21 protein-coding genes are annotated in these 22015 nt (G+C 72.8%); 6 read left to right on the top strand and 15 right to left on the bottom strand.

Annotated elements, in window-relative coordinates; translation table 11 throughout:
* Positions 1-2 precede the first annotated feature (2 nt).
* Both ACLJQM_RS10940 and ACLJQM_RS10935 read right to left on the bottom strand, forming a co-directional pair.
* Positions 3-962 (bottom strand): ABC transporter permease, encoded by a 960-nt coding sequence (locus ACLJQM_RS10940; RefSeq protein WP_410631046.1) that lies wholly within the window; start codon positions 960-962, stop codon positions 3-5.
* 96 nt (positions 963-1058) lie between these two features.
* On the bottom strand, positions 1059-3785 hold the full coding sequence (locus ACLJQM_RS10935; RefSeq protein WP_410631045.1) for a family 78 glycoside hydrolase catalytic domain: 2727 nt from the start codon (positions 3783-3785) through the stop codon (positions 1059-1061).
* A 143-nt stretch (positions 3786-3928) separates the two neighbouring features.
* Here ACLJQM_RS10935 and ACLJQM_RS10930 point away from each other — a divergent pair, with 143 nt between their 5' ends.
* The 5 genes from ACLJQM_RS10930 to rfbA all read left to right on the top strand — a co-directional run bounded on the left by ACLJQM_RS10930 (position 3929) and on the right by rfbA (position 7759).
* Positions 3929-4990 carry an LLM class flavin-dependent oxidoreductase gene (locus ACLJQM_RS10930; RefSeq protein WP_410631044.1) on the top strand — a complete coding sequence of 354 codons (1062 nt, stop codon included), beginning with the start codon at positions 3929-3931 and terminating at the stop codon, positions 4988-4990.
* Positions 4991-5045: 55 nt separating this feature from the next.
* A complete protein-coding gene (locus ACLJQM_RS10925) occupies positions 5046-5285 on the top strand; it encodes a hypothetical protein (RefSeq protein WP_410631043.1) in 240 nt (79 codons plus the stop codon).
* A gap of 75 nt (positions 5286-5360) precedes the next feature.
* On the top strand, positions 5361-5756 hold the full coding sequence (locus ACLJQM_RS10920; RefSeq protein ID WP_410631042.1) for a winged helix-turn-helix transcriptional regulator: 396 nt from the start codon (positions 5361-5363) through the stop codon (positions 5754-5756).
* 81 nt (positions 5757-5837) lie between these two features.
* Entirely contained in the window at positions 5838-6851 is a 1014-nt protein-coding gene (rfbB, locus tag ACLJQM_RS10915) for a dTDP-glucose 4,6-dehydratase (RefSeq protein WP_410631041.1), read from the top strand.
* 5 nt (positions 6852-6856) lie between these two features.
* The gene (rfbA, locus tag ACLJQM_RS10910; protein WP_410631366.1) at positions 6857-7759 is read left to right on the top strand and encodes a glucose-1-phosphate thymidylyltransferase RfbA; all 903 of its coding nucleotides are present in this window, start codon (positions 6857-6859) and stop codon (positions 7757-7759) included.
* 45 nt (positions 7760-7804) lie between these two features.
* Here rfbA and ACLJQM_RS10905 read toward each other — a convergent pair whose 3' ends face one another.
* Both ACLJQM_RS10905 and ACLJQM_RS10900 read right to left on the bottom strand, forming a co-directional pair.
* A complete protein-coding gene (locus ACLJQM_RS10905; RefSeq protein WP_410631040.1) occupies positions 7805-9637 on the bottom strand; it encodes a multicopper oxidase family protein in 1833 nt (610 codons plus the stop codon).
* Positions 9638-9781: 144 nt separating this feature from the next.
* Positions 9782-10426, bottom strand: a complete 645-nt coding sequence (locus ACLJQM_RS10900) for a TetR/AcrR family transcriptional regulator C-terminal domain-containing protein (RefSeq protein WP_410631039.1) — start codon at positions 10424-10426, stop codon at positions 9782-9784.
* Between the two features lie 28 nt (positions 10427-10454).
* Between ACLJQM_RS10900 and ACLJQM_RS10895 the strand changes: the two genes are divergently transcribed.
* The gene (locus ACLJQM_RS10895; RefSeq protein ID WP_410631038.1) at positions 10455-11078 is read left to right on the top strand and encodes a nitroreductase family protein; all 624 of its coding nucleotides are present in this window, start codon (positions 10455-10457) and stop codon (positions 11076-11078) included.
* Here the strand turns inward: ACLJQM_RS10895 and ACLJQM_RS10890 are convergent.
* From ACLJQM_RS10890 to ACLJQM_RS10840, 11 genes are read right to left on the bottom strand one after another with little or no spacing between them, the layout of a single operon-like run.
* Positions 11039-11581, bottom strand: a complete 543-nt coding sequence (locus tag ACLJQM_RS10890) for an AAA family ATPase (RefSeq protein ID WP_410631037.1) — start codon at positions 11579-11581, stop codon at positions 11039-11041. The genes ACLJQM_RS10895 and ACLJQM_RS10890 overlap by 40 nt on opposite strands.
* Entirely contained in the window at positions 11578-12582 is a 1005-nt protein-coding gene (locus tag ACLJQM_RS10885; RefSeq protein ID WP_410631036.1) for a P1 family peptidase, read from the bottom strand. Before ACLJQM_RS10885 ends, ACLJQM_RS10890 begins: the two co-directional genes overlap by 4 nt.
* The gene (locus tag ACLJQM_RS10880) at positions 12582-13901 is read right to left on the bottom strand and encodes an LLM class flavin-dependent oxidoreductase (protein WP_410631035.1); all 1320 of its coding nucleotides are present in this window, start codon (positions 13899-13901) and stop codon (positions 12582-12584) included. The genes ACLJQM_RS10885 and ACLJQM_RS10880 overlap by 1 nt, the downstream gene beginning before the upstream one ends.
* Positions 13898-15208 (bottom strand): LLM class flavin-dependent oxidoreductase, encoded by a 1311-nt coding sequence (locus tag ACLJQM_RS10875; protein WP_410631034.1) that lies wholly within the window; start codon positions 15206-15208, stop codon positions 13898-13900. Before ACLJQM_RS10875 ends, ACLJQM_RS10880 begins: the two co-directional genes overlap by 4 nt.
* Entirely contained in the window at positions 15205-16134 is a 930-nt protein-coding gene (locus ACLJQM_RS10870) for an LLM class flavin-dependent oxidoreductase (protein WP_410631033.1), read from the bottom strand. Before ACLJQM_RS10870 ends, ACLJQM_RS10875 begins: the two co-directional genes overlap by 4 nt.
* Entirely contained in the window at positions 16131-17081 is a 951-nt protein-coding gene (locus tag ACLJQM_RS10865) for an LLM class flavin-dependent oxidoreductase (RefSeq protein ID WP_410631032.1), read from the bottom strand. The genes ACLJQM_RS10870 and ACLJQM_RS10865 overlap by 4 nt, the downstream gene beginning before the upstream one ends.
* Positions 17078-17854: an ABC transporter ATP-binding protein gene (locus ACLJQM_RS10860; protein ID WP_410631365.1), complete on the bottom strand. Its 777-nt coding sequence runs from the start codon at positions 17852-17854 to the stop codon at positions 17078-17080. The genes ACLJQM_RS10865 and ACLJQM_RS10860 overlap by 4 nt, the downstream gene beginning before the upstream one ends.
* Before the next feature lie 2 nt (positions 17855-17856).
* On the bottom strand, positions 17857-18654 hold the full coding sequence (locus ACLJQM_RS10855) for an ABC transporter ATP-binding protein (RefSeq protein ID WP_410631031.1): 798 nt from the start codon (positions 18652-18654) through the stop codon (positions 17857-17859).
* Positions 18651-19508, bottom strand: coding sequence for an ABC transporter permease (locus ACLJQM_RS10850; protein ID WP_410631030.1), 858 nt, complete (start codon positions 19506-19508; stop codon positions 18651-18653). Before ACLJQM_RS10850 ends, ACLJQM_RS10855 begins: the two co-directional genes overlap by 4 nt.
* Positions 19505-20455, bottom strand: a complete 951-nt coding sequence (locus tag ACLJQM_RS10845; protein WP_410631029.1) for an ABC transporter permease — start codon at positions 20453-20455, stop codon at positions 19505-19507. Before ACLJQM_RS10845 ends, ACLJQM_RS10850 begins: the two co-directional genes overlap by 4 nt.
* Position 20456: 1 nt before the next feature.
* Positions 20457-22004: an ABC transporter substrate-binding protein gene (locus tag ACLJQM_RS10840; protein ID WP_410631028.1), complete on the bottom strand. Its 1548-nt coding sequence runs from the start codon at positions 22002-22004 to the stop codon at positions 20457-20459.
* Positions 22005-22015: the final 11 nt, after the last annotated feature.

The following is a 22015-nucleotide window of genomic DNA, read 5'->3' as shown; positions in this document are numbered from 1 at the left end:
GCTCACCCCCGCCCCGCGAGCAGGACCGGCCGCCGCCGCTCGGCGCCGAGCCGCGGGTCGAGCACCTGGTACAGCACGTCGACGACGAGGTTGACCACCACGAACACGAGCGCGCCCAGCAGCACGACGCCTTGGACCACGGGCAGGTCCTCGAAGGACACCGCGTTCTGCGTGACCTGGCCGAGCCCGTTGCGGGAGAACACGACCTCGACCACGATCGCGCCGGTGAGCAGGCCGCCGGTAAGCAGCCCGGCGATGGTCAGCGCCGGCAGCGCGGCGTTGCGCAGCACGTGCCGGACGTTCACCCGCAGCGGCCCGGCGCCCTTGGCCAGCGCCACGTCCACGTACCCGCGGCCGAGTTCTTCGGCCATGCTCTTGGCGAGCACCTGCGCGATCAGCGCCGCGGGCTGCAACGAGAGAGTGAGCGCGGGCAGGACGAGCGAGGCCCAGCCGTCGCTGCCGATCGCGGGGAACAGGTTCCAGGTGAACGCGAACCACTGCAGCAGCAGCAAACCCACGACGAACGACGGGATCGCCACCCCCAGCGGAGGCAGGCTCAGCAATCCGTTGCGCAGCCACGTCCGGCGGGTCACCGAGGCCAGCACGGCGAACCCGGTGCCGAACACGACGCCGAGCACCAGCCCCGCGCCCGCCACGGCCGCGGTCGGCGGCACCGCGCCGCCGATGAGGGCGGACACCGGCTCACCGGACTGCAGCGAACGGCCGAAGTCGCCGTGCAGCGCGCCGAGGAGCTTGTCCAGGTACTGCACCAGGATCGGCCGGTCGAGCCCGAGTTCGTGGCGCAGCCGGTCGAGCTGCTCCGGCGTGACGCTGTTGGTCGGGCCTGCCATGATCGCGGCCGGGTCGCCGGGCAGCGCGAACAGCACGGCGAACGAGAGCGTGTAGGCCGCCCACAGCACGAACACGCCTTGCAGCACGCGTCCGAGCAGATACCGCGCCATGGATCCGTAACCTCCTTCACGAGCCGGGCCGGCCCGCTGCCGATTAGTTCATCCGCGCGCCGGGCGGAACCACGGCGCGAACCCCTGTCGGAACCCCTATCCCTCCCCTGTGTCCGGCGGGGTCCCGGTGAAGCGGTGCGTCCCCGGCCCGGCTTCGGCCCGGGTGCCGTCGGGCAGGACGACGTCGGCGGTCGTCCCGGGCGGCACGGTGACGTCGAGGAGGAACTTCCCGCCGTCGATCCGCCAGGCCGCTTCGATGGCGCCGTACGGGCTCTCGTAGCGCGCTTCGGCCCAGGTGATGCCGCCACCCGGCCGGGGCGCGACGGTGAACCGGCGGTAGGCGGGGACCTGGCGGTCCAGCCGGATTCCCGCGACGGTGCCGTACAGGAACTCCACGACGCTGGCGCGGGTCGGCAGGTTCAGCGCGAGCCGGGTCGACCCGTCGGCGCCGATCCCGTCCCAGGTCTCCCAGAACGTCGTGCCGCCGCGCTCGGGCACGGACAGCCACGACGGCGTGCCGCGCTGGAACAGCAGCTCGTAGGCGAGGCCGAGGTGGCCGGTCGCGGCGAGGGTCGGCAGCAGCAGGTGCGTCGAGGGCAGGCCGGTGCCCGGCCGGGTCCCGGCGTCGCGGATCAGGGCCGCCAGCCGGGCCGCGGTGAACCCGCGCAGCGCTTCGGGCACCAGGTCGAACGCGAGCGCGCGCAGGTGCGTGGCCTGCGTCGGCTCGGTCAGGGTGCCGTCCGGGCGGATGAACTCCGCCTGCCACGCCGCGCGCACGTCGGCCGCGAGCCGCCGGTACCGCGCGGCGTCGTCGTCGCGGCCGAGGACCGCGGCGATCCGCGCGAGCAGCCGCGCCGAGCGGTGGAAGTAGGCCGTGGCGAACACGGCGTGGTCGCGCGCGGTCATCTCCTCGACCACCGCGGCGGTGAACTCGTCGAGGTCGGTGATCTCCGCCAGGTTCCGGCAGCCGAGCGTCACCAGCGGCTTGGGCGGCCCGGGTTCGAGGTGCTCGCCGAAGTGGTACCCGGTGTCCCACAAGAACTCTTCGTGCGGTGCCGGTTCGGGGCGCGCCGCCCGGCGGGCCGGGTGCCGGTCCTCCCGCGCGACCCGCGCCACCCGCTCGACCCACGCGGTCATCGACGGGTACTGCCGGGCGAGCAGGTCCTCGTCGCCGTAGGCCCGCCAGATCTCCCACGGCACCGACACCGCCGAGTCGCCCCAGCCGGCTTGCCCGTGCGGGATCGCGAACCGGGCGTCGCGGCTGCCCGGCCCGAGCGGGTCGGGGGCGTAGTTGCGGACGGTGCCGTCCGGCCACTGGTCGGCGGCCAGGTCGGCGAGCCACTTGACGCTCAGCCCGGAGACGTCGTGCAGCAGCCGCGCGCCGCGCATGTTGAACCCCCAGTCGGTCCAGCCGGAGGTTTCGCGGGTGATCTCCGCGGTGGGGACGTCGCACTCCTGGTTGCGGTAGGTCCAGAACGCGATCTCGTGCAGCCGGTTCACCCGCTCGTCGCTGCACCGGAACCACCCGGCCCGCGGCAGGTCCGAGCTGACCGCGACCGCGGTCACGTCCGCCCGCCCCAGCTCGCCGGGGTGACCGTCGATCCGCAGGTACCGGAAGCCGTGCCGGGTGTGCCGGGGCTCGAAGACGTCGTCCGGCCCGCCCGCGGAAACTACCCGGTCGCCCTGGATGCCCCGCGGTGGGACGTACCAGCGCAGCGTCGCCGTCCCGCCGGTGGTGTCGACGTCGCCGTCCGGCCGCAGCGCCTCGGCGTGGGTCAGCCGCAGCGCGGTGCCGCGGGGGCCGAGGTTCGCCAAGCGCACCCAGCCGCCGAGGTTCTGCCCGAAGTCGACGATGTGCCGTCGCGCCCCGGTGCGGGTGACCGACACCGGCCGCAGCTCCTGCACGCGGCGGACCGGAGGTGCCGGGGACGCCTCCAGCCGGGCGGTCACCGCCGGGCGGACGACGACCGGCGCCCACTCCCCCGGCGCGTCCTCGCGCCGGGTCCAGCCGGTCGGTTCGTCCCGCAGGTCCACCTCGACGCCGTCGAAGAAGTCGGCGCCTTTGATCGCTCCGGCCGCCGAGCGCCAGTCGGGTCCGGTGCCGAGCACGGCCGTGGTCCCGTCCGCGTAGTCGATGTGGAGCTGGGCCAGCAAAGCCGTGCGGTCGCCGAAGCCGTCGGGCAGCCGGTGGTAGGAGGTGCGGCCGCGGTACCAGCCGTCGCTCAGCGTCGCGCCGAACACGACCTCGCCCGGCCGCAGGTGCGCGGTGACGTCGTGGGCTTGGACGTGCAGCCGGCTGCGGTACGCGGTGAGGCCCGGCGCCAGCTCCGCGTCGCCCACGCGCTCGCCGCCGAGGAACAGCTCGTAGACCCCGTGGGCGGTGGCGTAGACGCGGGCGCGGGCCACCGGGCCGGTGACGGTGAACGTCGTGCGCAGGTGGTAGGCGGGCCGGAAACCCGGCGGCGGGACCTCGGCCTCGGCCGGACCGATCCACGAGGCGGTCCAGTCCGACGGCGCCAGCAGCCCGGTCTCCCACGACAACGGCGCCGACCAGTCGCTCTCACCGAGATCCGTGCGCACCCGCACGGTCAAGCGCACCAGCTCGCGCGATTCCGGCGCGGGACCGCCGTACGGGCGGAACAGGCTCCGGTCCGACTCGACCCACCCGGTGTCCCACGCGCGGCCGCCGGCGTCGCCGCGGATCCGGTAGGCCCGCTGCGCGCGGGCACCGTCCGGGAGGCGCCAGCTGACCCGCGGCGCGGGTGCGGTGACGCCGATCGGCACGGCTCGGTGCTCGGCTCGCAGATCGCTGGGCGCGTTCACCCGGTCCCCTTTCCGGCTCGGTGGTGGCGCCGAGGCTCACACGCGCCCGGGTGGTAACAGCAATGTGCCTTCTTCCCGGCGGGACGGGTGCCGCCTACATTCCCCTTCGTGGCACCAGGCGATCAGCGCGCAACCAATCCACTGTGGACGAAGGGGTGGGCTCGGCGGTGAAGTTCTACGGGTTGGCACCCATCCGCTACCTCGACGCGGCCGACGACGACGAACACGTCGCGACGCGCAAGAGCTTCGAGTTCACCGTGGCCACCGCCGTGCGGCTGGAAGAGCTGGGCTTCGACGGGTTCGGCGTCGGCGAACGCCACCACTGGCCGTTCCTCTCCAGCGCCCCGCCGGTGGTGCTGGCGCACATCGCGGCGCTGACCACGCGCATCCGGCTGTTCACCGGCGTGACCGTCCTGTCGGTGCTCGACCCGGTCCGGGTCGCCGAGGACTACGCGACCGTCGACCACCTCAGCCGCGGCCGGCTGGAGCTGATCGTCGGCAAGGGCGCCGGGCCCGGCGGGGAGCTGTTCGGCCTGCGGCCGGAGGAGCAGCGGCACGCGCTGGCCGACAACTTCCGGCTCCTGCACGAGCTCTGGACCACGACCGACGTGTCGTGGGCCGCCGTCCGGCGCCCGCGGCTGGACGGCGTCACCACGCTCCCGCGGCCGCACGCCGGCCGCCGGCCGCGGATCTGGCACGGCAGCTCGTCGTCCCTCGACTCGGTCGCGCTGGCCGCCGAGTACGGCGACCCGGTGGTGTTCTCCAACGCCGCCGCGACCAGCGAGAGCGCCCGGCCGCTGGCCGAGCACTACCGCGCGGAGTGGGCCCGGCACGGCCGGCCCGCCGACCGGCTCTTCACCGGCGCCGGCACGCCCGGGTTCCTGGTGGCGAAGACGTCCCAGGCCGCGATCGAGACCTATCGGCCGGTGTACGAGCGGTACGCCGCGCTCCAGCGCGGGTTCGGCGGGCGACCGTCGCACCCCACCGTCGAGGAGTTCGTCGAGCACTCCCCCGCCCTGGTCGGCAGTCCCGAGCAGGTGATCGACAAGGTGCACCGGCAGCACGAGATCTTCGAGCACTCGGTCGCGGTGTTCAGCGTCGACCCGGACGGGCTCGCGGAGGAGAGCCACTGGAACTCCCTCGACCTGTTCGCCTCCGAGGTGGCGCCGGTCCTGCGCACCGCGTTGCCCGACCCGCCGGCCTGACCCGGCGTCGTGGCGGGCTGCGACGTAGTGAATGACTCATTCCTGACGTCTGAGGATGCTGTTGGCGAATTCGGGGCGGGTGCGATGGGTACCGGTGCGGCGGCGGATCGCCCGCAACGGCCAACGCAACGCCCGGAACGGCCAGTTCGGCGACCGGAACGGCCAACACACCGGAGACCCGGACGTGTTGGCCGCTCCGGTCGTTGTGTTGGCCACTCCGGTCGGCGTGGTGGCCACTCCGGTCGGCGCGAACCCCGAAGTCGCCACCAGCATCAGGGTTCCGGCGCCGGCCTGACCAGTGCGTGGGACGCCTTGTCCCCGCGGGGGAGCCCGTGTGAAGCTGCCGGCTCCCCTGGGGAAAGGGAACTCGATGGCAGCAGCAGCCGGTCTGCCCGACGACGTCGACCCCGGAACGTGCTCGGCGTTCCGGACCGCGCTCGACCGCGTCGGCAGCAAGTGGGGCATCGCGATCATCGCGGTCACCAGCGGCGGCCCGGTCCGGTTCGCGGACCTGCACCGCGCCGTGCCCGGGATCAGCAGGCGGATGCTGACCCTCACCCTGCGCACGCTCGAACGCGACGGACTGCTGGTGCGCACCGTGTACCCGACGGTGCCGCCGCAGGTCGAGTACGCGGCGACGGACCTGGCGAAGGACCTGTACGCCTCGACCCGCGCGCTGTCGGACTGGGCCGAGCACAACCACGAGCGCCTCGAAGCCGCGCGACAGGCGTACGACACCGACGAAACCGCGCGCCAGTACCAATGATAGGGGCGTAGAGGGGTCCTTCAGCCTGCCCGGCCTCCTACAGTTTTCCTCGACGGCCATGTCCGCGGTTGAGGAGGCTCGGTGCCCACGACAGTTCTCGTGACCGGAGCGGCCGGTTTCATCGGCTCCCACTTCGTGCGCCACTGGCACACCCGGCACCCGGGTGACCGGGTCGTGGCGGTGGACGCGTTGACCTACGCCGGGAACCGGGCGAACCTCGCCGACGTCGAGCCCGGCGTCGTGTTCCGGCATGCCGACATCCGCGACCAGGACGCGATCGCCGGCCTGCTGCGCGAGTTCCGCGTCGACACGGTGGTCAACTTCGCCGCGGAATCCCACAACTCCTACGCGGTGCTGCGGCCCGTGGAGTTCTTCGACACCAACGTCGCCGGGACCGTCGCCCTGCTCGAAGCGGCCCGCACCACCGGGGTCGGGCGGTTCCACCACATCTCGACGTGCGAGGTCTACGGCGACCTGGCGCTCGACTCGCCGGACTCCTTCACCGAAAGCTCGCCGTACCGGCCGCGCACGCCGTACAACGCGTCGAAGGCGGGCGCCGACCACGCGGTGCGCGCGTACGGCCTGACCTACGACCTGCCGGTGACGATCACCAACTGCGCCAACAACTACGGCTCGCACCAGTTCCCGGAGAAGGTCATCCCGCTGTTCACGACCAACGCGTTGCGGGGCCTGCCGCTGCCGCTGTACGAGTCGAGCCGCAACCGGCGTGAATGGCTGCACGTCACCGACCACTGCGCGGCGATCGAAGCGGTGCTCGACCGCGGCCGGATCGGGGCCACGTACAACGTCGGCAGCGGGGTCGAGGCGGACGTCGAGACGATCGCCGACCTCGTGCTGGACCACCTGGGACTGCCGTCGTCGCTCAAGACCACCGTGCCCGACCGGCCGTCGCACGACCGCCGGTACCTGCTGGATTCGACACTGCTGCGCGAAGAGCTGGGCTGGCGGCCGTCCGTGGCCTTCGAGGAAGGCCTGCGCCGGACCATCGACTGGTACCGGGACCACCCCGGATGGTGGGAACCGCTGATCGGCCGCTCCCCCGTGGCCGAGCAGACCGCGTGGGCGGGGCGCTGATCGCCGTGAAGGGCATCATCCTCGCCGGGGGCGAAGGCACCCGGCTGCACCCGCTCACCACCGCGATGTCCAAGCAGCTGCTGCCGGTGTACGACAAGCCGATGATCTACTACCCGCTGTCGGCGCTGATGCTCGCCGGCATCCGGGACATCCTGCTCATCTCGACCCCGCGCGACCTCCCGCTGTTCCAGCGGGTGCTCGGCGACGGGAGCCGGCTCGGCCTGAACCTGTCCTTCGCCGCGCAGGACCGCCCGCGCGGGCTGGCCGACGCGTTCCGGGTCGGGGCCCGGCACATCGGCGGCGACGAGGTGGCGCTGATCCTCGGCGACAACATCTTCCACGGGCACGCGTTCTCGCAGGTCCTGCGCGCGCATTCCCGCGACGTCGAGGGTTGCGTGCTCTTCGGCTACCCGGTCAGCGACCCGGAGCGGTACGGGATCGCCGAGACCGACCCGGCGGGCAACCTGGTCTCGATCGAGGAGAAACCCCGGGTACCGAAGTCGAACCAGGCGATCACCGGCCTGTACTTCTACGACAACGAAGTCGTGGAGATCGCCCGGCACCTGCGGCCCTCCGCCCGCGGCGAGCTGGAGATCACCGACGTCAACCGGACCTACCTCGGCCGCGGCCGGGCCCGGCTGGTGGAGCTCAGCCGCGGCTTCGCCTGGCTGGACACCGGGACGCACAGCTCGCTCCTGCAGGCGGCGCAGTACATCCAGACCCTGGAGGAACGCCAAGGTGTGCGGATCGCGTGTATCGAGGAGATCGCGCTGCGCATGGGGTTCATCGACGCCGAGGCTTGCCTGGCCGAGGGCGAGAAGCTCGCCAAGACCGCGTACGGGCGGTACGTCGTGCAGGTCGCGATGGACCACGCGGGCGGCCGGATCGCCGCCACCGTCCCGCTGTGAACCGGCGAAGGCCGCTTCCCGGTCCGGGAAGCGGCCTTCGCCGTCTCAGTGGTGGTGGCCGCTCGAGGTCGACGTCGGTGCCGGCGACACCGGCGCGGAGGCGGTGCCCACGACGAACGGCCGCATCATGCCGTGGTCCTCGTGCTCGAGGATGTGGCAGTGGTACACGAAGCTCCCCGTCCCCGCGCGGAACTGGGCCGCGACGGACACGAGGTCGTGCTCGTCGATGCGGATGGTGTCCTTCCAGCCCTGCTCGTCCGGCCCGAGGCCCTTGGGCGCGCCGTAGGTCGCGGTGTAGGTGAGGACGTCGTTGGCCGGATCGGTCGCGACGGTGACGTCGTAAGTGTCGCGGGACAGGGCCTGGAACGACACCAGGTGGATGTGCGTCGGGTGGTTGGGACCGGAGAGGTGGACGAAGTTCCAGACCTCCCAGTCGTCCGGGCGGACGGTGAACGTGACCGGGTCCGTGAAGTTCAGCGCCACCCGGCGGAACGTGGTGGTCACGCCGTTCTTCACGATCTTGACCAGCCGGTCGCCGTGCTGGGGCTGGTACCCGGCGGCCACGCGGCCCAGTTCCCACATCTCGGGGTGGCCGCCCGTGGTGCCGTCGTCGGTGGCGCTGGCGACCCAGCGTTCGACGCGCGTGGCCGGCAGCGACGCCGCCGTGACGCGGGCGAAGGTCGGTGACGGCGCGGCCGGCGGGACGAACGAGTCCGAGACGGTCGGCGACGCGACGCGGAACTGCAGGACCTCGCGGCCGAGCGGCAGCGTCCCGTCATCCACAGTGGACAACCGGACCTTGGCCCCCCGGTAGGCGGTGAAGTTCACCAGCACGTCGGCGCGTTCGGCCGGGGCGAGGGTGAGCCGGTCCTGCCGGACGGGGGCACCCAGCAAGCCCTGCTCGGTGCCGATCTGCACGAACGCGCCGTTGAGCGGGGTCGTGCTGCCGTCGGGGTTCTCCTTGCCCAGCTCCAGCCGGTAGGTGCGGGCGTTCGAGGCGTTGAGCACGCGGAAGCGGTACCACTGCGCGGTGACGTCCAGGTACGGCCAGATGACGCCGTTGACCGTGCTGAAGGGACCGGCGAAGGGCAGCCGGACGCGGCCGAGCGCGGTGTCGTAGTAGCCGATCTTGTGCAGGAACCGGCCGTTGTACGCGCCGGAGGCGTCGGTGTCGAGGTTGCGGTCGGCGAGCACCAGCGGGATCTCCTTGACCCCGCAAGGCAGCTTGAGCACGTCCTCTTCGGGGTCGCGCACGAGGTAGAGCCCCGCGAGTCCGGCGTGGACGGTGTAGGCGGTGACGTCCATCGCGTGGTCGTGGTACCAGAGCGTCGACGCCCGCTGGTCGTTCGGGTACTTGGCGACCTGCGCCTGCCCGGCCGCGCGCAGGTCCATCGGCCAGCCGTCGCTGGCCGCGCCGATGGCGCCGCCGTGCAGGTGGGTGACCAGCGACGGGGTGAGCGCGGCGACCTCCGGCAGCGGCACGGCGTCCCCGCGCCCGGGGTCCAGGATGGACCCGATCCCGGTGAAGGGGACTTCGACCGCGGTCACGGGGTAAGCGCTTTCGATCTTGTTCGACCACGTGACGGTCACCGGCTGCCCGCGCCGGACGTCGATGACCGGGCCGGGGTAGGAACCTTCGTAGGTCCACACGGGAGTCGGCGGCAGCTGCGAGTGCGCCCGGATGGTGCCGGCGAGCTGCCGGATCGACAGCGTGGCACCGGGTTTGAGCACGGGTGGGATCGGCAGCGGGTCGGCGAACTTGGCCAGATCGGCGGCGGCACCGGACCGCCCGGCCCCGCTGGTGAGCAGGGCGACGGGCACGGCGGCGAGCCCCACTCCGAGCGCGGATCTGGTGAGGAACTGACGGCGGTTCGGCATGAGCGGATCCCTCCAGTGGTGGTGAGAGGGCCGATCCTCGGGCGCACAGCCGCTCCGCTCAATCAAAAGCCGCGCAGACAGGGGTCTTGCGGGGTTCACCCCACCGGCCACAGTGGATCGCCGGCCGGTGTCTGGGGTGGACCCTCACGGGTGCGGACCGCCAGCCGACGCGCGGCGCAGGCCGGCGGTGAACACCTCCAGCTGGTACTCGAAGTCCTGGACGCAGTCCCCGGCCTCCAGCGCGGGCAGGACGCGGTGCAGGCTCGGCAGTTCCTCGGCCGTCACCATCCGGCGGAACCAGGCCACCACCGGCTCGGCCCGGACCGCACCGGTACCGGTCGCGGTCGTACCGACGAGCACCGAGCCGAACAGCATCCCGAGCAGGGACCGGTAGCCGCGAGCCGCGGCTTCGTCGGGCAGGCCGGCGTCCAGGAAGGCCTTCAGCACCGCGTCGATCACGCGCAGGGCGCCGGCCGAACGGGGGTTCGCGTCCTGGGCCGCCAGTGCCCGGACCACGACGGGGTGCCGGGAGAAGCTCGCGTGCAGACCTTCGGCCAGCGACCGGAGCCGGTCGTCCCAGCGCACCGCCGGATCGGGCAGGGCGACTTCCTCGAAGAGCCGCGCGGTGAGCCCGTCCAGCAGGTCGCCCTTGTTCTCGACGTGGTTGTAGAGCGACATCGCCTCGACCCCCACCGCGGCCGCGACCTTGCGCATCGACAGCGCGGGCAGCCCCTGCTCGTCGGCCAGCCGCAACGCCGCGTCGAGGATCTTCTCCCGGTTCAGTGACACACTTACAGTGTACGCATACAGTGTAAGTATGGATGCCGAAACCGTGCTCACCACCACCCGATCGGTCCGCCGCAAGCTCGACCTGACCCGCGACGTCCCGCAGGACGTCCTGGACGACTGCCTCCGCATCGCCCAGCAAGCACCGGCGGCGGGCAGCCTGGCCGGGCAGTTCCGGTGGCTCCTCGTCCGCGACGCCGGCACGAAAGCCGAGATCGCCCGGTACAACCGCGCGACCGCCGAGGCGGCCTGGGCGAAGTACGGCCACCTCGTCGAGCAGCGCGCACTCGACTCGGCCCAGCACCTCGTCCGCAACCTCGAACGCGTGCCGGTGCTGGCCATTCCCTGCATGATCGGCCGCCCGCCGGCCGACGCGTTCTCCCAGTCCGCCTACTTCGGCTCCGCCTACCCGGCCATCTGGAGCTTCCAGCTCGCCCTTCGCGCCCGCGGCCTCGGCAGCTCGATCTGCGGCTACCACCTCCAGGACCACGAAGCCGACGTCGCCGCCGCGCTGGGCATCCCGGACGACGTGCAGCAGATCAGCCTGCTCGCCGTCGCCTACACCACGCAACGCGACTTCCGGCCCGCCGCCCGCCCCGGCTTGGCGACGACCGTCTACTTCGACGGCTGGGAGCGCACCGCGCCGGAGGCGTGAGGACGCCACGCGGCGAGGATCAGTTCCACGCTCGCGGTCACGCCGGCCGCCGCCGTGTCGATGGTCAGGTGCGCGCGGTCCCAGGTCTCGTACTCCCGCGCCACGACGTCTCGCCACGTCGGGAGCCGAAGGCCGGGGATGTCGGTCTCCCGGCCCTCGACGCGGGCGCGGTGCTCCACCACGTCGGAGCACCGCAGCTCGACCTCGAGCACCGGGAAGCCCGCACCTGCCGCCCGCCACGCGTCCCGGGTGAGCTTCAGCGGGTTGACGCACTCGGCGACGACGGCGACTCCGTTGGCGAGCTGGTCGCGGGCCAGTGCGTAGCCGGTGACGTACCCCGCGGCCCGCGGCGGCGCGGTCAGCTCCCCGGAGTCGGCCAGTGCCTGCTCGATCGTGTCGATCCGCAGGTACGCCGCGCCCAGCGCCCGGGCCAGCGGCCGGGCCACGGTGGTCTTGCCGGTCCCGGGCAGGCCGCCGAGCACGATCAAGCCGGCGGAGGTCACCGGGCCCCGGGGTACAGCTCGCGGTAGGACGCGATGTGCCCCCAGTCCGTCGTCACGGATTCGGCCGCCAGCACGGCGTGCACGATCGCCCGGGCGAAGGCGTTCGAGGCGGCCGCGAACAGTTCCGGCGTCGCGGTCGCCGGTGAAGTTCCGGTGGCCACCGCGAACACCGTGTCACCGTCGGCGATGCCGTGGGCCGGGCGGACCGCCACCGCCAGTCCGTCCTGGGCCGCGCCCGCCAAGCGGCAGGCCGCACCCGGGTCGAGGGACGCGGTCGTCGCGACCACGCCGATCACCGTGTTGAGCGGGGTCCGGGTGTCACGCCCGCGGGTGGACGCCGCGAGCTGTTCGCGTGCCGCCGCGCGAGCCGCTTCGTCCGGCGCCGTGAGCGGGAACTCCCCGTCGGTCAGCCCCAGCGGAAACCCATAGGGCAACCCCGAAGCCGGGTCCACGGCCGGGTGGTGCGAGTTCAGCACGGCCAGCGCGGCGACGACCGTGCCGTCCGGCAGCACCGCGCTCGCCGTCCCGACGCCGCCCTTCATCTCCGCGCTCACCGCGCCCGTTCCGGCACCGACGTTGCCCTGCGCCACCGGACCGTCCGTCGCGGCACGGACGGCTTCGGCGCCGAGTTCCGCGTGCGGGCGGGCGTGGAAGTCACCGCCGCGGCCGAGATCGAACAGCGCCGCCGCGGGGACGACGGACGTCGCGTCGGGACGGTGCTCGGCCAGCCAGTCGAGGACGCTGCCGGCCGCCGCGAGGCCGAACGCGCTGCCTCCGGTGAGGATGATCGCACCGACGCGCGGAGCCGGGTGGCGGGGGTCGAGGGCGGCGGTGTCGCGGGTGGCCGGGCCGCCGCCCCGGACGTCGACCGAGACGACCGCGCCCGGCGGCACCAGCACGACCGTGGTGCCGGTCAGCGCCCCGCCGCCGATGCGGGTGGCGTGGCCGACGCGCACTCCGGCGACGTCGGTCAGGGCGTTGTGTTCGCCCGTGGTTTCCATCAGGAGTACCTCGAGTTCGGTCGGCGGAGGCCGAGGTGGTCACGCAGGGTCGTACCGTCGTATCTCGCCCGGAACAAGCCGCGCCGGCGCAGGATGGGCAGCACCAGCTGGACGAAGTCGTCGAGCGTACCCGGCAGGTACGGGAAGACGAGGGTGAACCCGTCCGCGGCGGGTGCGGTGAACCAGCGTTCGATGTGGTCGGCGATCTCCTCCGGCGGGCCCACGATCGTGGTGCTGTCGTCGCTGATCTCGGCGGCGAGCTGCCGGATGGTGAGCCCGCGCTGCCGGGCGCGCAGGTAGACGTCGAGCTGGGTGCTCCGCGACTGGTTGGACGCGGGCAGCTCCGGCAGCGGCCCGTCGAGCGGGTACCGGGTGAGGTCGAACCCGCCGAGCAGGTACGCGAGGTGCGCCAGCGCCACCTGGGGCGGCAGCAGGCCACGCAGGCTGTCGCGCTTCGCCTCCGCGGCCGCGCGGGTCTCGCCGGTGATGACCGACAGCGCCGGGAACACCTTCAGCTCGCCGGGACCGCGGCCGAAGGAGGCGGCGCGATGCTTGATCTCGGCGTAGAACTCGGTGGCCCTGGCCAGATCTCGCTGGCCGGAGAAGACGACTTCGGCGACCCGGGCGGCGAACTGCTTGCCCGCCTCGGACGCCCCGGCCTGGAAGATCACCGGCCGGCCCTGCGGCGGCCGGGCGATGTTCAGCGGACCCGCCACCGACAGGTGCGCTCCGGTGTGGTCGAGCGGGTGCAGCTTGGCCGGGTCGAAGTAGCTCCCGGACGGCTTGTCGTGCCGGAAGGCGTCGTCGTCGAAGCTGTCCCACAGCCCGGTGACGACGTCGAAGAACTCCTCGGCCCGCGCGTACCGGTCGGCGTGCTCGACGTGGGCGTCGCGGCCGAAGTTGAGCGCTTCGCCGTCGTTGAGCGAAGTGACGACGTTCCACCCGGCCCGGCCCCCGGAGATGTGATCGATCGAAGCGAACGTCCGCGCCAGGTGGTAAGGCTCGTTGTAGGTCGTGGACGCGGTCGCGATGAGCCCGATCCGGCTGGTCGCCGCGGCGAGCGCGGCCAGCAGCGTCGTCGGCTCGAACGAGTCGTTGACCACCGACACCCGCGACAGCACGTCCTGGCTCTCCAGCGGCACACCCACGAGGTCGGCGAAGAACACCGCGTCGAACTTCGCCGCCTCCGCGGTGCGGGCGAAGGAGAGCACCGTGTCGAAGTCGACCCCGGCGTCGGCACGGGTGTCCGGGTGCCGCCACGCCGCGAGGTACTCCCCCGGCGGCTTCAGGAACGCCGTGAAGTGCAGCTGCCGGGTCATCGGGACACCTCCGGACGGGCGAGGCCGAGGTTTTCCCGCAGCGTCGTGCCGTGGTAGCCGTCGGGCACCAGGCCGCGCCGCCGCAGGATCGGGACCACCTGCTGGACGAAGTCGATCGCCGGACCGGGGAAGTACGGGAACGACACGGTGAACCCGTCGGCCGCGCCGGAGGTGAACCACTCCTGCATCCGGTCGGCGAGCTGCTCCGGCGTACCCGCGACGATCGAGCCGCCCGAGAACCGCCGCGCCAGCTGCCGGATCGTCAGGTCGTCGCGGCGCGCCATCCCGAGCAGCAGGTCGCGGCGGGACTTGCTGCGGTTGCTCTCCGGGATCTCCGGCAGCGGCCCGTCGACCGGGTACCCGGTCAGGTCGACGTCGCCGATGTTGTCCTGCACCAGCCGCCGGGCGACGTCGTCGTGGAGCAGGTCGTCCAGCTCGGCCACCTTGCGGCGTGCGGCGGCTTCGGTGCCGGCGACCAGCGGCGACAGCAGCGGCCACACGCGGACCTGCCCGGGGTCCCGGCCCGCGGCGGTGACCCGGGCCTTGATGCCGGTGGAGAACGCCTGCGCGGCGGCGAGATCGGGCTGGGCGGTGAAGAGGACTTCGCCGTGGCGGGCGGCGAAGTCCTGGCCGGTCTCGGACGAACCCGCCTGGAACAGCACCGGGTGTCCCTGTGGTGGCCGGGAGATGTTCAACGGGCCGCGGACGCGGAAGTGCTCACCGTGGTGTTCGGGCGGCCGCAGCTGGTCCGGGTCGTAGTAGCGCGCTCCGGCGACGTCGCGGACGACAGCTTTGTCGGAGAAGCTGTCCCACAGCTGCCGGACGACGTCGACGAATTCGTCCGCGCGCCGGTAGCGCAGGGTGTGGTCGAGGTGCTCGGCGCGGCCGAAGTTGGCGGCTTCCAGGGGCACGACCGAGGTGACGATGTTCCACCCGGCCCGCCCGTGGGAGAGGTGGTCGAGCGAGGCGAACTTGCGCGCGATGTGGTACGGCTCGTGGTAGGTCGTGGTGGCGGTGCCGACCAGTCCGATGTGGCTGGTCACAGTGGACAGTGCCGAGAGCAGGGTCAACGGTTCGAAGTGCTCGGCCCGGCCGGTGCGGCTCAGCGAATCCAGCTGGTGGCCCCAGATCGCGACGACGTCGGCCACGAAGAACGCGTCGAACCGGCCGCGCTCCAGCAGCCGGGCCAGCTCGGCGTGGAAGGCGAAGTCGAGCTGGCCCGCCGCGTAGGCCTCGGGGTGGCGCCAGCCCGCGATGTGCCCGCCCGAGCCGTGGACGAGCGCGCTGAGCGCGAGGTGGCGGGTCACGGCCGCCACCCCAGCTCGGGGGCGATCTTGCGGGCGATGATCTCCAGCCGGGTCAGCGCCTGGCCGAGGGTCGAGCTCTCCGCCTGCACGGCGGCGATCAGGTGGGTGCCGGGGCCGGCGAACACCGGGTCCGCGCGCAGGGATTCGACGATGTCCTCACGCGTTCCGTACTGCACGTTCATCAGGCGCAGCAGCTCGGTCAGTGCGATGTCCTCGTGCGGCGCCCAGCCGGCCCGGACGTGCGGCAGGCGGTAACGGGCGACGTCCGGTTCGAGCTGCGCGGCGGCGGCCGCCCGGCTGGCGCCCGGGAAGACCCCGCGGACCGCGGCGATCCGCGGCTGCCGGGGGCCACCGGCCAGGTAGGTCTTCGCGACGCCGTCCTGGACCGCGTCGGCCGGGCCGACGCCGAGCAGGAGCCCCCGCCCGGCCGCGGCGCCATCGGTGAGCGCCCGCGGCCGCAGGCCGGACTCCCAGAGCCGTTCGCTCAGCTCGTGCCCGGTCAGGGCGTCGGTCAGCACGTGCAGGTTGCGGTCGTAGCCGGCGTGCCGGTCGTCGACGTCGCGGCCGAAGACGGCGAAGTCGTCGGCGGACGGCGTCCCGCTGCCGAGCCCGAGCTCGAGCCGGCCCCCGGAGAGCGCGTCGACGACGATCGCGTCCTCGGCCAGCCGCAGCGGGTCCTCCAGCGGCAGCACGGTCACGGCGGTGCCGAGGTGGATCCGCCGCGTCCGCTCGGCCGCCGCGGCCAGCAGGACGAACGGCGAGGGCAACCGGCCGTGCTCGGGCTGGAAGTGGTGCTGCGCGACCCAGCCCGACTGGTAGCCGAGCTCTTCGGCGGCGACGAACAGTTCGACGAGGTCGCGGTAGAGCCGCCCGGCGGGCACGCCTTCGCCGTGGACGTGGGTGAGGAAACCGAGGTGGAAGGTCATGGCCGCCACCCCAGCGCCGGGGCGATCTCGGTCGCGATGACACGCAGGCGTTCGACGTCGGCGTCCACATCGGACAGTTCGTGCTGGACGACGGGCAGGAACCAGCTGTCCGGGTTGAGGAAGCCGAGCAACGCCGGATCGGCGCGCAAGCTCTCGGTAACCTCGGCGGCGGTGCCGTGGTGGACGTTGGTCCGCGCCAGGTGCGCTTCGGTGCTCAAGCCGGCCAGCTCGGCGAAGTTCCGGCGGTGCAGGTCCAGTGCCGGGGCGAGGTCGTCGCGTGCGGCCTGGCGGTCCTTCGCCGGGAACACCGCGCGGACGATCCCGAAGCGCGGTCGCGGCGACGCGGCGGCGTACGCCTCGGCGAGCGGCCGCTGGACCTTCTGCGGGTCGTGGACGGCGGTGCCGAGCAGCAGGCCGTCGCCGTCGCGGCCGATCGCCGTCGCGCGGCTGACGTCGGAGGTCGCCTGCCAGAGCCGGTCACCCAGTGCCCGCGCGGGCGGCTGGAGGACGCTGCCGCCGAGGGCGAGCCGGAGCGTGCCGAGGTTGTCGTCGTGGAGCTGGTGGCGCCGGCCCGGATCGCGGCCGAAGCGGGCGAACGCGTCCTGGTTGGCGCCGCCGGTGCCCAGGCCCAGCTCGAGCGCGCCGCCGGTGAAGGCATCGAGCACGGCGGCGTCCTCGGCGAGCCGGATCGGATCTTCGAGCGGCAGCACGGTGACGGCGGTGCCGAGCCGCAGCTTGGGCGCGCGGGCCGCCACGGCGCCGAAGAACACCAACGGCGAGGGCAGCCGTCCGAAGTCGGCGCGGAAGTGGTGCTGGGCGACCCAGCCGCCGTCGAACCCGAGGTCCTGGGCGGCTTCGAACACGGTGAGCAGGTCGCGCAGAACCGTGCGCAGGTCCTTGCCCGGCCCGTGGACGTGGGTGAGGAACCCGAGCTTGAACCGGCTCATCCGACCTCCTCCGGCAGCTGGGGCACGGCGTCGAGCAGCGCCCGCGTGTAGGGGCGCCGCGGGGCTCCGAGAACGTCGGCGGTGGCCCCGCGCTCGACGACTTCGCCGTCCTTCAGCACGATCAGCCGGTCGCACAACTGCTGCACCACGCCGATGTCGTGGGAGACGAGCACCAGCGACAGCCCGAAGTCCGCGGCGAGCCCGGCGACGAGGTCGACGATCTGCGCGCGGACTGCGGCGTCGAGCGCGGAGAACGGCTCGTCGCCGACGAGCACCTTCGGCCGCGGCGCGAGCGCTCGGGCCAGTGCGATCCGCTGGCGCTGCCCGCCGGAGAACTCGTGCGGGTAGCGCCACAACGCGTCGGGTTCGAGGCCGACCGCCGCGAGCAGCTCTTCGACGCGCTGGTCGTGGTCGCCGGGGATGCGCAGGCATTCGAGGGGTTCGGCGACGATGTCGCGGACGACGGTGCGCGGGTTCAGCGAGCTGTACGGGTCCTGCAGCACGACCTGGACGTCCCGCCGGAACCACGTCAGGTCCCGGCCGGTGACCGGCCGCCCTCGGTAGTGCACCGCGCCCGCGTCGGGCCGTTCCAGGGCGAGCAGCAGCCGCAGCAGTGTCGACTTGCCGGAGCCGGACTCGCCGACGATGCCGAGCCGGGCTCCTTCTTCGAGTGCCAGGTCGACGTCGCGGACGGCGTGCCGCACGGGTGGCGGCTCGAACAGCCTCCGGCGGGCCAGGCGGTAGGACCGGCGCAGGCCGGTCGCCTCCAGCAGCGTCACGAGGTCACCTCCCGGTGGCGGCGGAACGCCCCGGCTCGCGCGACCTCCAGCAGCGCCCGCGTACCGGCGTGGCGGGGTGCGCGCAGGACCTCCGCGAGCGGGCCGGTTTCGAGCAGCCGCCCCTCGCCGAGCACGAGCACCCGCTGGACGACCTGGGCGAGCACGGCGAGGTCGTGGGTGACGAACAGCAGCGCGGTGCCGGCTTCGACGACGAGTTCCTGCAGCAGCCGCAGGATCTCCGCCTGGACGGTGACGTCGAGCGCGGTGGTCGGTTCGTCGGCCAGCAGCAGCGAAGGACGGCACGCGAGCGCGATCGCGATGCCGACGCGCTGGCGCTGCCCGCCGGAAAGCTGGTGCGGGAAAGCGCGTACGGCGTGTTCGGGATCGGGCAAGCCGACCTTCGCCGCCAGCTCGATCGCCTCCGCCGTCGCGGCCTTGCGGGTGAGGCCGCGGTGGGCGCGCAGGGGTTCGGCGATCTGCTTGCCCACGCGCATCAGCGGGTTGAGCGCGGTGCGCGGGTCCTGGAACACCATGGCGATCCGTTCGCCGCGCACCGCGGACAGGGCGCGGTCGGAGCGGCCGAGCAGCTCGGTGCCGTCGAACCGGACGCTGCCGCGGGTGCGCATCCCCTCGGGCAGCAGGCCGAGCACGGCCAGCGCGGTGAGCGACTTGCCCGAGCCGGACGCGCCGATCAGGCCGACCCGCTCCCCCGCGGCCACGGTGAAGGAGACGTCTTCGAGCAGCGTTCGCTGTCCGAAGTGGATGGTCAGGTCCTCGACCTCCAGCAGGCTCATCGGGTCGTCACCAGCCGCGGGTCGGTGGCGTCGCGCAGGGCGTCGCCGAGGAGGTTGAAGCCCAGCACCGTGAGCGCCACCGCGAGCCCGGGCCAGATCACCAGCAGCGGCCGGGCCGCGAGGTAGGCCTGCTGCTCGTGCAGCATGCCGCCCCACGACGGCGACGACGGCGAGCTGCCGTAACCGAGGTAGGTCAGCGCCGCCTCGGCCAGCACCGCCAGCGCCATCACCAGCGACAGCTGGACGATCAGCGTCGGGGCCAGCGCCGGCAGCAGGTGCCGCCGGACGATCCGCCCGGTGCGCGCGCCGCCGGCGCGGGCGGCCAGGACGTAGTCGCTGCCGAGCGCGGCCGTCAGCTCGGCGCGTGCAACCCGCGCCACCGCGACGCCGAACCCGATGCCGATCGCGGCGACGACGGTGGCCAGGGAACTGCCGTAGACCGCGGCCAGCACCATCGCCAGCAGCAGCACCGGGAACGCGACGAGCAGGTCGATCAGCTGGACCACCCCCGCGCCCACCCAGCGCGGGGTGAGCACGGCCAGCAGCGCCAGCAGCAGCCCGACCGCGGTCGCGACGGCCGCCGACGCCACTGCGGCGACCAGCGTCTCGCGGGCGCCGGCCAGCAGCTGGCTGAACTGGTCGTGGCCGATGCGGTCGGTGCCGAGCAGGTGCCCGTGCCGGAACGGCAGCAGCCACGCCCGGCCGGGATCGGTGGCCTGCGGGTCGAACGGCGTCCACACCAGGGAAACCAGCCCGGCCACGACCAGCAGCCCCACCACGGCCAGGCCGAAGACCCCGCCCGGACGGCGTACCAGGTAGGTCACGGCGGCTCTCGACGCGCGTCGCCGGCTCATCGCGGCTCCCGCAGGCGGGGGTCGATCAGCCGGTGCACGACGTCGACGGCGAACCCGAGCACCAGCACCGCGGCGACCACCAGGAACACTTCGCCCTGCACCTTCACCAGGTCGCGGTTGCCGACGTCGCCGACCAGCATGCTGCCGACGCCCGGCAGCGTGAAGACCCGCTCGACGACCACCGCGCCGACGATCAACGTCGCCAGCTGCAGCCCGAGGATCGACACGACCGGCAGTGCGGCGTTGCGGAAGCCGTGCCTCCGCAACGCCTGCGCCTTCGTCAGCCCCTTCGCGCGCGCGGCTCGCACGTAGTCGGCATCGAGCACGCCCAGCACGGCCGACCGCACGAACCGCAACAGCACCGCGCCCTCGGTGAGGCCCAGCGCGATCCACGGCAGCACCAGGCTTTTCAGTGCCGTGCCGGGGTCTGTCCAGCCGTCCGCCGGGAAGCCTTGGGCGGGCAGCCAGCCCAGCTCCACCGAGAACACCAGGACGAGCACCAGGCCGAGCCACAGCGTCGGCACCGCGATGCCGATCTGGGAGACCGCGCTGATCCCGGTGCCGACCGGGCCACGGCGGCGGAGGGCGGCCCACGTCCCGAACGGCACCGCCACCCCGACGGCGACCACGACCGCCCCGGCCACCAGCGGCGCGGTGACCTGGAGCTTGCGGCCCAGCTCGCCGGTCACCGACGTGCCGTTGAGCTGGGAGCGGCCGAAGTCGCCGTGCAGCACGCCGGTCAGCCACGAGCCGTACTGCGCCGGCAGAGACCGGTCGAGGCCCAGCTCCGCGCGGATCGCCGCGAGCTGCTCCGGGGTGGCCCGGAACCCGCCGATGGTGGCGGCGACGTCGCCGGGCAGCAGCCGGAGCAGGACGAACACGAGCACGCTGGCGATCGCGACGGCGATCAGCAGCAGCCCGGTCCGGCGGAGCAGGAACAGCGCCATGTCACTTGCCGACCGCGAGGTTGGCCAGCGGGAAGCGGTTGCTGGTCTCGGCCTTCGGCACGCCGTAGACGCCCTTGCGGACCACCGTGTGCGCCTCGCTCAGGAAGAGCCAGTCGCTCGCGGCATCCGTGGAGATCTGCTTGCCGACCTGCTTGAGCAGTGCGTCGCGCTCGGCATCGGTCGACGCGGTCCGCGCCTGGGCGTACCACTGCTGGACCTGCTTGTCGTCGTAGCCGAAGTAGTACGCGGGCTTGGTGTAGTTCGCGATGTCGCGGGCTTCGGCGTGGTCGACCAGGCTGAGCTGGAAGTCGTGGTTCTTGAAGACGCGCGACAGCCACGCCGGGAACTCGACCTGCTTCACCGTGAGCGTCACGCCGACCTGCTTGAGGTTCGAGACCAGGACGTCGGTGATCGACGTCGGGTAGATCGAGGGCACGTCCAGGGTGAGCTGCAGCCCGTTCGCGAAGCCGGCCTTGGCGAGCAGTTGCCTGGCGCTGTCCGGGTTGTAGGCGTCGATCGAGGTCAGGTCCTCGTACCACGGGTCCTGCGGCGGGACCGGGCTGCCGATCACCGTGCCCGCCCCGACGGCCTTGACGATGTCCTGCTTGTTGATCGCCTGGCGCAGGGCGTGCCGGACGTCCGGGTTGGTGAACGGTGCCTTCGTGCCGTTGAAGGCGAGGGTGTACTTGTCCGTGGTGGTGCCCTTGAGCACCGAGAACGCGTCACCGGTGGTGAACGGCTGCAGCAGCGTCGGGTCGGCGGCCGTTTCGACGTCGGTCTGGCCGGTCTGCTCGGCGTTGTTGGCCGCGTTGGTTTCGGTGATGTAGTGGAAGACGACCTTGGCCACCTTCGGCTTGACACCCCAGTAGGCGTCGTCGCGCTGGAACGTGATCGACGCGCCGCGGTTCCACTGGGCGAGCTTGAACGGGCCGGAGCCGTTCTCGGCGCCGTCCAGCGTGGCGAAATCGGTTCCCTTCTTGAAGACGATCCCGCCGCGCTGGGTCAGGTTCCACAGCAGGAAGGTGTCGCGGCTCTTCAGTCCGATGCGGACGGTCGCCGGGTCGGGCGCGGTGACGTCGGCGATCGACGCGAACTCCGCGCCGTAGACGGCTTTCGAGCCCGGCGCGGTCTGCTGCTGCAGCGACCACACGACGTCGGCGGACGTCAGCGGGGAGCCGTCGTGGAACCTGACGCCGGAAGCGAGGTGGAAGGTGTAGCTCAGCCCGTCCGGCGCCTGCTCCCACGACGTCGCCAGCTGCGGGACGATCTTGTCCTTCTCCTCCGGGTTCACCGAGACCAGGTTCTGGTAGACGTTGTCCAGCAGGATCTGGTCGAGCGCGGCACCGGACGTCGAGAAGATGTTGAGGCTGGACGGTTCCAGCACCAGCCGGACGTTCACCGTCGCGTCGGTGTCGAGCTGGTCGTCCGGGGGCGTGGCCGCCTGCGCGGACGTCCCGGCCGCGGGATCCGCGGCGCCACCCGTGCCGCACGCGGTCGCGGTCAGGACCACCACGACCAGCGCAGCAGGGATCGAAAGTAGGCGTCGCATGGTTCTCCTCG

It is taken from the genome of Amycolatopsis sp. cmx-4-83, from assembly GCF_046548815.1.
In the GTDB taxonomy this organism is placed as follows: Bacteria; Actinomycetota; Actinomycetes; order Mycobacteriales; family Pseudonocardiaceae; genus Amycolatopsis; species Amycolatopsis pretoriensis_A.
The sequence above is the reverse complement of the archived record's forward strand: the minus strand, read 5'-3'. Positions and strand labels throughout refer to the sequence as shown.